The sequence below is a fragment of the Streptomyces sp. DT190 genome, assembly GCF_049846985.1.
Lineage (GTDB): Bacteria > Actinomycetota > Actinomycetes > Streptomycetales > Streptomycetaceae > Streptomyces.
Genome location: NZ_JBNCNM010000007.1, coordinates 282,348 through 290,924 on the forward strand (window position 1 = coordinate 282,348; position 8,577 = coordinate 290,924).

6 protein-coding genes and 1 pseudogene are annotated in these 8,577 nt (G+C 72.6%); 4 read left to right on the top strand and 3 right to left on the bottom strand.

What is annotated here, in order from left to right; all coding sequences use genetic code 11:
• Window positions 1–55 precede the first annotated feature (55 nt).
• Window positions 56–742: a histidine phosphatase family protein gene (locus ACPXCS_RS15890; RefSeq protein WP_425949885.1), complete on the bottom strand. Its 687-nt coding sequence runs from the start codon at window positions 740–742 to the stop codon at window positions 56–58.
• Between the two features lie 61 nt (window positions 743–803).
• On the opposite strand from ACPXCS_RS15890, the gene ACPXCS_RS15895 reads away from it, so the two are divergent.
• Complete coding sequence (locus tag ACPXCS_RS15895) at window positions 804–1,799, top strand: magnesium and cobalt transport protein CorA (RefSeq protein WP_425949887.1); 996 nt, start codon at window positions 804–806, stop codon at window positions 1,797–1,799.
• Between the two features lie 16 nt (window positions 1,800–1,815).
• Here the strand turns inward: ACPXCS_RS15895 and ACPXCS_RS15900 are convergent, their stop codons facing one another.
• A complete protein-coding gene (locus ACPXCS_RS15900; protein ID WP_425949889.1) occupies window positions 1,816–2,604 on the bottom strand; it encodes a ferritin-like domain-containing protein in 789 nt (262 codons plus the stop codon).
• 264 nt (window positions 2,605–2,868) lie between these two features.
• A complete protein-coding gene (locus ACPXCS_RS15905) occupies window positions 2,869–3,924 on the bottom strand; it encodes an LLM class F420-dependent oxidoreductase (protein WP_425949890.1) in 1,056 nt (351 codons plus the stop codon).
• Between the two features lie 207 nt (window positions 3,925–4,131).
• On the opposite strand from ACPXCS_RS15905, the pseudogene ACPXCS_RS15910 reads away from it, so the two are divergent.
• The 3 genes and pseudogenes from ACPXCS_RS15910 to ACPXCS_RS15920 form a co-directional block, all read left to right on the top strand.
• A pseudogene (locus tag ACPXCS_RS15910) lies at window positions 4,132–5,232 on the top strand (pectate lyase family protein); the annotation flags it as partial.
• A gap of 111 nt (window positions 5,233–5,343) precedes the next feature.
• Window positions 5,344–6,330 carry an aldo/keto reductase gene (locus ACPXCS_RS15915; protein ID WP_425949892.1) on the top strand — a complete coding sequence of 329 codons (987 nt, stop codon included), beginning with the start codon at window positions 5,344–5,346 and terminating at the stop codon, window positions 6,328–6,330.
• A complete protein-coding gene (locus tag ACPXCS_RS15920) occupies window positions 6,327–8,504 on the top strand; it encodes a helix-hairpin-helix domain-containing protein (protein WP_425949894.1) in 2,178 nt (725 codons plus the stop codon). Before ACPXCS_RS15915 ends, ACPXCS_RS15920 begins: the two co-directional genes overlap by 4 nt.
• Window positions 8,505–8,577 lie beyond the last annotated feature (73 nt).

The window sequence follows — 8,577 nt, forward strand, 5'->3', positions numbered from 1 at the left end:
GGAGCCGTGGAAGCACGGCACTGCTGCGACCGCTTCACCCTACTGCGGCCGACGATCACGGTGCGCCAGCACCACCCCCGACGGGGGCCTCCTCGGCCGGCGGTTCCTCGCGCGGCACCAGGGACGTGAAGTCGCCGGTGTCGCCGAGGCGGACGAGGAACGGCCGCAGTCGTGTGTAGCGGATCGCGGTGATGGAACACGGTTCGACGGAGATCCGCTGGAAGAGGTCCAGGTGAAGTCCGAGTGCGTCCGCTACGAGGGACTTGATGATGTCGCCGTGCGAGCACATCAGGTAGACGGCGTCGGCGCCGTGGTCGCGCTCCACGCGCGCGTTCCACTCGCGTACGGCCTCGGCGGCGCGCGTCTGCATGGCCCGCATCGACTCCCCGCCCGGGAAGGCCGCGGCCGACGGGTGCGCCTGCACGACCTCCATCAGGGGCTCGTCCTTGAGTTCGGCGAGCTTGCGCCCGGACCAGTCGCCGTAGTGGCACTCGCCGATGCGCTCGTCGGTGTGGGGGTTCAGGCCGGGGCGGGCCTCGAGCAGGGGGCGGATCGTCTCCTGGCAGCGCTGGAGCGGGCTGGTGACGATTTCGGCGAGGGGCAGTTCGGCCAGACGTCCGGGGAGCGCGGCGGCCTGCGCGGCGCCGCGCTCGTCGAGGGCGACGCCGGGCGTCCAGCCGGCGAGCAGTCCCTCGGTGTTGGCGGTGGAGCGTCCGTGCCTGACCAGGATCAGCGTGGGCATGCGCTCCAGCGTAGGCGCACGCACGCGTGCGGTGTCGTTCGAGTGACGGGAGACTCGCTTCGTGATCGTCGACTGTGCCATCTACCGCGACGGACATCGGACGGACGGGCCGGAGGACTTCTCCGACGCCCTGGGGGAGGCGCGTGCGGCGGGCGGATTCGTGTGGATCGGGCTGCACGAGCCGACGGAGCGCGAGTTCGACCACGTCACGCGAGAGTTCGGCCTGCATCCGCTGGCGGTCGAGGACGCCCTCAAGGCCCATCAGCGGCCCAAGCTGGAGATCTACGACGACTCCCTCTTCGTGGTCCTCAAGCCGGTGGTGTACGAGCCGCAGAGCGACAAGGTCTCCGCGGGCGAGATCATGATCTTCCTGGGTGACGGGTTCGTGGTGACCGTCCGGCACGGCGAGGGCGCTCCCCTCAAGGCGGTGCGGCACCGTCTGGAGCACGAGCCGGAGCTGCTGGGCACCGGCCCCACGGCGGTGCTGTACGCGGTCGCCGACGCCGCCGTCGACCACTACCTGGACGTGGCGACGGAGCTGCAGGCCGACCTGGAGGGCCTGGAGGCGGAGGTGTTCTCACCCGACGGCGGCGGTTCGCGCAACACCGCGTCCCGGATCTACGACTTCAAGCGGCAGGTCCTGGAGTTCCGCCGGGCGACCGGGCCGCTGTCCCTGCCGATGAGCCGGCTGTCGGGCACGGCGCCGTACGGCGTGGCGGTGCCGTTCGTGGACGACCGCGCCCGGCCGTTCTTCCGGGACGTCAGCGACCACCTCACGCGCGTGAACGAGTCCGTGGAGAACCTCGACCGGCTGGTGTCCGACATCCTCTCGGCGCATCTGGCGCAGATGAGCGTCCGGCAGAACGACGACATGCGGAAGATCTCCGCGTGGGCCGCCATGGCCGCGATCCCCACGATGGTCGCGGGGATCTACGGCATGAACTTCGAGTACATGCCCGAGCTGCGCTGGGTCTGGTCGTATCCGGCGCTGATCGCCCTGATGGCCGTCCTGGAGTTCCTGGTGTTCCGGCTGTTCAAGCGCCGCGGGTGGCTGTAGAGCAGGGCGGGCCGGTTCAGGCGAACTCGGGTTCCGGGGCGGCCGGCCCGCCGAGGGCGTCACGGCGCTCGGGGGGCCGCAGCGAGACCATGCGGCGCCAGCCGCCGAGCCGCTCGTAGGCGTACACCGCGTGGATACCCGCCTGCAGCACGGCCGACTTGGCCCGGGACCAGCCGAGGATGCGGCCCATGTGCGCCATGACGGCGAGGCTGACGTCCCGGTAGATCCGGATCTCGGCGAGCGCGCACGCGCGCAGGGTCCGCTGGATGTCCCGGCCGTGGCCCGCGCGGGCGAAGCGCAGCAGTTCCTCGTGGCAGTAGGCGAGGTGGTTGTCCTCGTCGTGGGAGATCTGCCTGACCGCGCGGCCGATGTCGGGGTGGTCGGCGAAGTGCTTGCGCAGCAGGTCCATCTGCTCGGAGGCGCGCTGCTCGGTGACCCTGCTGTGGGACAGGTAGGTGACGATGTCCCGGACGGTGAGCCGCTCGTCGCGCCTGAGCTGCTCGTGGGCCAGGCCGATGCCGTTCTTCTCCAGGAGCATCGTGTAGTCGGTCTCGCGCGGGACCGGGACGGGGTCGAGACCGCGCTTCTTCAGCAGGGCGTTGAAGATGCGGCCGTGCTTGTCCTCGTCGGCGCCGTGCCGGGAGATCCTGGGCGCGAGCTCGCGTTCACCGTCCGGGACGAGCGCGGCGATGCGGGCGTTCTCCCAGCCGCCCTGGGATTCGCCGCTGGCGGCGATGGAGCAGAACAGGGCGAAGGACTCGTCGTTGTCGAGGATCTCCTGGAAAAGATTCTTGGCCGAAAGCATCGTGGGCACCTCTTCCCGCGCGCGTGCGCGTGCTGCAGGATCCGCAGGTCTCCGCGAAGAACGAGTCAAATGCGGGGTGCGGGGCGTTGCAACAGGTGTGCCGGACATCTCCGCCGAACGGGGGACACAGAGCGAGCCGTGCCGGCCCGCCGGCCGGGCGGCGCCGGACCGTAACCGGCGGCCGTCCGCCGCGTTGTTCCCCGTGACGGCCGTGGCGGGGAAGACCCCCGAGCCCCCACCACGGCCGCGGAACTTCGAGAGGCCTCAGGCGAGGCCGGCGCGCTCCAGGGCCTCCGTGCCGGCCCGCAGGGAGGCGAGCCGCTCGTCGAGCGTGAAGCCCGCGGGGGCGAGCGTGAGGGTGGTGACACCGGCCTGCGCGTAGGCCTTCATCCGCTCGGCGATGCGGTCCACGGAACCGAGCAGGGTCGTCTTGTCGATCAGGTCGTGCGGTACGGCGGCCGCGGCGGCCTGCTTGTCGCCGGAGAGGTACTTGTCCTGGATCTCGGCGGCTTCCTTCTCGTACCCCATGCGCTGGGCGAGCTGGTTGTAGAAGTTCTGCTTGCGGCTGCCCATGCCGCCGACGTACAGCGCGGTGTAGGGGCGGAAGGTGTCGGCCAGCGCCGCCACGTCCTTGTCGTCGCCCACGGCGAGCGGCAGCGTGGGGCAGACGTCGAATCCGTCGAGGGTCTTGCCGGCCTTCTCGCGGCCCGCGCGCAGGTGCTTGATCGCGGTGTCCTCCAGGTGGTCGGCGGAGGGGAAGATCAGCAGGGCGCCGTCGGCGATCTCGCCGGTCTGTTCGAGGTTCTTCGGGCCGATGGCGGCGATGTAGAGCGGGATGTGCTCGCGCTGCGGGTGCACGGTCAGCTTGATGGGCTTGCCCGGGCCGCCGGGCAGGGGCAGCGTCCAGTGCTCGCCGTCGAACGACAGGCGCTCGCGGGTCATGGCCTTGCGGACGATCTCGACGTACTCGCGGGTGCGCGACAGCGGCTTGTCGAACTTGACGCCGTACCAGCCCTCGGAGACCTGGGGGCCGGAGACGCCGAGGCCGAGGCGGAAGCGGCCGCCGGAGAGGGAGTCGAGGGTGGCGGCGGTCATCGCGGTCATCGCCGGCTGGCGGGCCGGGATCTGGAAGATCGCGGAGCCGATGTCGATGCGCTCGGTCTGGGCGGCGACCCAGGTGAGGACGGTGGCCGCGTCGGAGCCGTAGGCCTCGGCGGCCCAGCAGACGGCGTAGCCGAGCCGGTCGGCCTCCTGGGCGACGGCCAGATTGTCCGCGTCCATTCCGGCACCCCAGTAGCCGAGGTTGATACCGAGCTGCATCCGCATCCCCTTACCGATCAGTAACGTACCTGGTGCCCCGACCATAGCGCGGGGCCCTCGCACGGGACAGCGGTGCAGCCGCTCCCTTTCAGATGCGTGAACAAGAATCAAGTACACGACCATTGACGCGTGCACAGCAAATCCGTACGTTCTCGGGAAAGCGCTTTCTAACCCACCCGCACTCCGCACACGAACGGAGAGGTACGGATGAAGCGAGCAGCCTCAGTGCGACTCGGCGCGACCCTGGCCACCCTGGCCCTGGCCGCCACCACCGGCACACTGGTCTCGACGCCCGAGGCGTCGGCGGCGACGGGCACCACGACCGGCTACGCCACCCAGAACGGCGGGACCACCGGCGGCGCCGGCGGGCAGACGGTCCGGGCGACCACCGGGACCGCGATCCACGCCGCCCTGTGCAGCCGGGCGAGCAGCAGCACCCCCCTGATCATCGAGGTGACCGGCACGATCACCCACGCCGGCACCAAGAAGGTCTCCGGCAGCAGTTGCGACACCGCCGACGGCGTGATCGAGCTCAAGAAGATCAGCAACGTGACCCTGGTCGGGGTCGGCAGCGGTGCCGTCTTCGACCAGGTGGGCATCCACATCCGCGAATCGAAGAACATCATCATCCAGAACGTGACCGTGCGGAACGTCAAGAAGTCCGGCTCCCCCACGTCCAACGGCGGCGACGCCATCGGCATGGAGAGCAACGTCCGCAACGTCTGGGTCGACCACACCACCCTGGAGGCCTCGGGCGGCGAGTCGGAGGGCTACGACGGGCTGTTCGACATGAAGAACAACACCCAGTACGTGACCCTGTCCTACAGCGTCCTGCGCAACTCGGGCCGCGGCGGTCTGGTCGGCAGCAGCGAGAGCGACCTGTCGAACGGGTTCATCACCTACCACCACAACCGCTACGAGAACATCGACTCCCGCGCCCCGCTGCTGCGCGGCGGCGTCGCGCACATGTACAACAACCACTACGTGCGCCTCAACGAGTCCGGCATCAACTCCCGGGCCGGCGCCCGCGCCAAGGTGGACAACAACTACTTCGAGGACTCCAAGGACGTCCTCGGCACCTTCTACACCGACGAGGCCGGCTACTGGCAGGTCGGCGGCAACGTCTTCGACAACGTCACGTGGTCCCAGCCGGACAGTGAGAACCGTCCGGCCGGTCCCGACGTGAAGTCGAACACCACCGTGTCCGTCCCCTACTCCTTCCGCCTGGACGCGGCCGGCTGCGTCCCGGCCGTCGTGAACCGGACCGCGGGCGCGAACAAGGGACTGCAGGTGTCGGACGGCAGCTGCTGACCTCGGGCACCGGGCTGTGGCGGCCGAGGGGAACGCACCGTCCACCTCCGGAAATCGGTCGTCCACAGCCACCCACACGACAGGTTCTGGCCAGTAATCTCGGCGTTCATGGAGCAGAGGCATCTCGGCCGCACCGGCCTGCGTGTGTCACGGATCGGGCTCGGCACCCTGACCTGGGGACGGGACACCGACGAGCACGACGCCGCGGACCTGATGAAGACGTTCTGGGAGGCGGGCGGGACCCTCGTCGACACCGCGGACGTGTACGGCGACGGAGAGGCCGAGTACCTGCTCGGCCGGCTGATGGAGGGTCTCGTGCCCCGGCGGGACCTGATCATCTCCACCAAGGCCGGCAGCGTGCCCGACCCCGACCGCCGTGTCGACGGTTCCCGCGGCCATCTGCTCGCCGCCCTGGACGCCTCGCTCGCCCGGCTCGGCACCGACCACGTCGACGTGTGGCACGTGCACGCCTACGACCCGTACACCCCGCTGGAGGAGACCCTCCAGGCCCTCGACCTCGCGGTCGCCAGCGGCCGTGCCCGCTACGCCGGCGTCTCCAACTTCTGCGGCTGGCAACTGGCCAAGGCCGCCACCTGGCAGCTCGCCGCCCCGGGCACCCGGACCCGCCTGGCGGCCACGCAGCTGGAGTACTCGCTGCTGCAGCGCGGGGTCGAACGGGAGGTGCTGCCCGCCGCGCTGGACCTCGGCATCGGGCTGCTCCCGTCCTCGCCGCTCGGGCGCGGGGTGCTGACGGGCAAGTACCGGGGCGACACCACACCGCCGGACTCCCGCGGCGCCTCGGACCACCTCGCGCCCTTCGTCGCCCCCTACCTCGACGACACCGCGAGCCGCATCGTCGACGCCGTGGCGACCGCCGCCGACGGGCTGGCGGTGACGCCGCTCCAGGTCGCCCTGGCGTGGATCCGCGACCGGCCGGGGGTGGCCGCCCCGATCGTCGGCGCGCGCAACGCGCAGCAGCTCACGGCGGCATTGTCAGTGGAGACCCTTAGTCTTCCTGACGAGATCTGCCGGGCGCTCGACGATGTGTCGGCGCCCGTGCACCGCTATCCCGATCACGACTGGAGCACGCTGTGAGCACGGAGCCCGAGACCACGGAGGACGCCGAGCCGGGGACGCCGGGCGACGCCGGGACCACCCCGGTGGAGGGTGCCGAGGACTCGGCGGCGGAGGACCGTGCCGAGGACCCGGCGCAGGAGGAGGGCAAGGCCGGCCGGCTCTCCGAGGCCGAGGCCGAGTTGCTGGCCCAGCGGGCCGAGCGGGAGCGCATCGAGCAGCGCAAGGCCGAGAAGAAGGCCCCCATCGAGGCCGGCACCAAGCTGAGCGGCACGGCCGCCGATCTGCTCGCGGCCGTACGGGCCGTGGAGAGCGGCGAGAAGCCGGCGGCGACGGTGTTCGAGGAGCCCGCCCCCGCCCCGCGCCGCTCCGCCCCCGAGCCGGTGCGGCGGCCGCAGCCGGTGGCGGCGGAGACCGTCGCGGCGCCGGCGGCCCCCGCGCCCGAGGCGGTGCGGGGCGTGCAGCGGGTGCTCGACGAGGGCGGTGCCCCCCAGTCCCTGGCACCGCAGGTGGCCGCGGTGCTCGGCGAGGGCGCCGACGAGCTGCTGCGGGCCGATCCCTGGCAGTTGCTGCGGGTCGCGGGTGTACGGCCCGAGCAGGCCGACGGGTTCGCGCGGGCGCTGCTGGGCGCCGAGTGCGCGCCCGGCGACGAGCGGCGCGGGCGGGCCGTCACGGTCTGGCTCCTGGAGCAGGCGGCGCTGGCGGGGCACACCGCCCTGGAGATGCCGGCGCTCCTCGCGGCCCTGGCCCAGCGGGGCGTGCCGGAGCCGGACAGCGCCGTGCAGGACGCGATTGCGGAGGGCGAGGCACTGGTCTTCCAGGACGCCCTGGAGGAGCCCGGTGCCCCGGCCCCCGCCGCGGACCCGGAGGGCTCGGAGGAGGGCGCGGAGCGCCCGGTCCGTGTCCTGGTCGGGCTGGAGCGGTACGCGCTGGCGGAGGAGAGCCTGGCCGACGGTCTGGCCCGGCTGGTCAACTCGGCGCCCAAACAGGACGGTCCGGCCGAGGAGTGGGAGCGTCTCGCCGCCGCGGCGGCGGGGTCCACGGGTGAGCTGATCCGCGCGGCGGCCGGTCACGGTCTGGTCCTGCACACCGGCGGGGAGGCGTCCCTGGCCGAACCGGCCGCGCTGCTGCACGCCGCGCGCTCCCTCGGCCTGCGTGCCTGGGCAGCCACCCACGGCCCCGTCGGGCGCGACCGCTTCACCGCCCTGCTGCACCGGGCCGGGCAGGACAGCGGCGCCCCCTCCCCCGTCGCCACGGTGTCCGGGCTGCTGTCCGGTCTCGAAGGACCCGGCCGGGATGCCGACGGGACGCTGGACCTGGACCTGCTGGTCGTGCTCGACGCGCCGCAGCTGGACGTCGAGACGGCGGCGCTGCTGACGGAGTCGCTGCCGGACGGGGCGCGGCTGGTGCTCGCCGGGGATCCGGCGGTGCTGTGGTCCGTGGGGCCGGGGCGGGTGTTCGCGGACCTCCTCGCCGCGCGGATCTGCCCGCAGGTCGCCTCACGGCTGCCCGACCCGGGGCCGCTGGGCGAGCTGGTCTCGGGCATCGGCGTCGGCGAGCTGAACCAGGTCGAGGCGCCCGGCAAGGAGGTCGTGATCGTGCCCGTGCGGGACGCGGGCGAGGCCGTGCACCGGACGGTGCAGCTGGTCGTGGACTCGGTGCCGCGGGCCATCGGCGTCCCGGCCGAGGAGACGCAGGTGATCACGCCGGGGCACGGCGGCGCCGTCGGTACGCGCGCGCTCAACGCGGCCCTGAAGGAGCGGCTCAACCCGGGCCCGGGCCGCTTCGGCGGCTTCGACCCCGGCGACCGGATCGTGCACTCCCCCGCGCCCGGCAGGTCGGTGCCGGGCCGGGTGGTGAAGGCGGACGCCGAGGGGCTGCACCTGTCGTGCGCGGGCGAGTCCGTCGTCGTACCGAAGGAGCGAGTGGAGCAGGCCGTGCGGCACGGGTGGGCGATGACGGCCCACCAGGCCGTCGGGAGCCGCTGGCCCGCGGTGGTCGTGGTGCTGCCCGGTGACGCGGCGCAGGCGCTGAGCCGGCCGTGGGTGTACACGGCGTTCGGGCGGGCCGACCGGCATCTGTCCGTGGTGCACGGGGTGGAGCAGGCGCTGCCCAGGGCCGTGGCCGAGGTCCCGGCGAAGCCCCGGACGACCCGGCTTCCCGTGCTGCTCGCTCCGCAGGTCGGCGTGAGATGAGCGACGGCGGTGGGGGGGGGGGGCGCCCGGGGGCCCGCCCCCGCCCCGCGGGGGGGGGGCGGGGCCGCGGGGG

What these genes read in the sequence shown, in the direction of transcription:
- ACPXCS_RS15890 (WP_425949885.1), bottom strand. Translation starts at nt 742, where the DNA reads ATGCCCACGCTGATCCTGGTCAGGCACGGACGCTCCACCGCCAACACC.
- ACPXCS_RS15900 (WP_425949889.1), bottom strand. Translation starts at nt 2,604, where the DNA reads ATGCTTTCGGCCAAGAATCTTTTCCAGGAGATCCTCGACAACGACGAG.
- ACPXCS_RS15905 (WP_425949890.1), bottom strand. Translation starts at nt 3,924, where the DNA reads ATGCAGCTCGGTATCAACCTCGGCTACTGGGGTGCCGGAATGGACGCG.
- ACPXCS_RS15915 (WP_425949892.1), top strand. Translation starts at nt 5,344, where the DNA reads ATGGAGCAGAGGCATCTCGGCCGCACCGGCCTGCGTGTGTCACGGATC.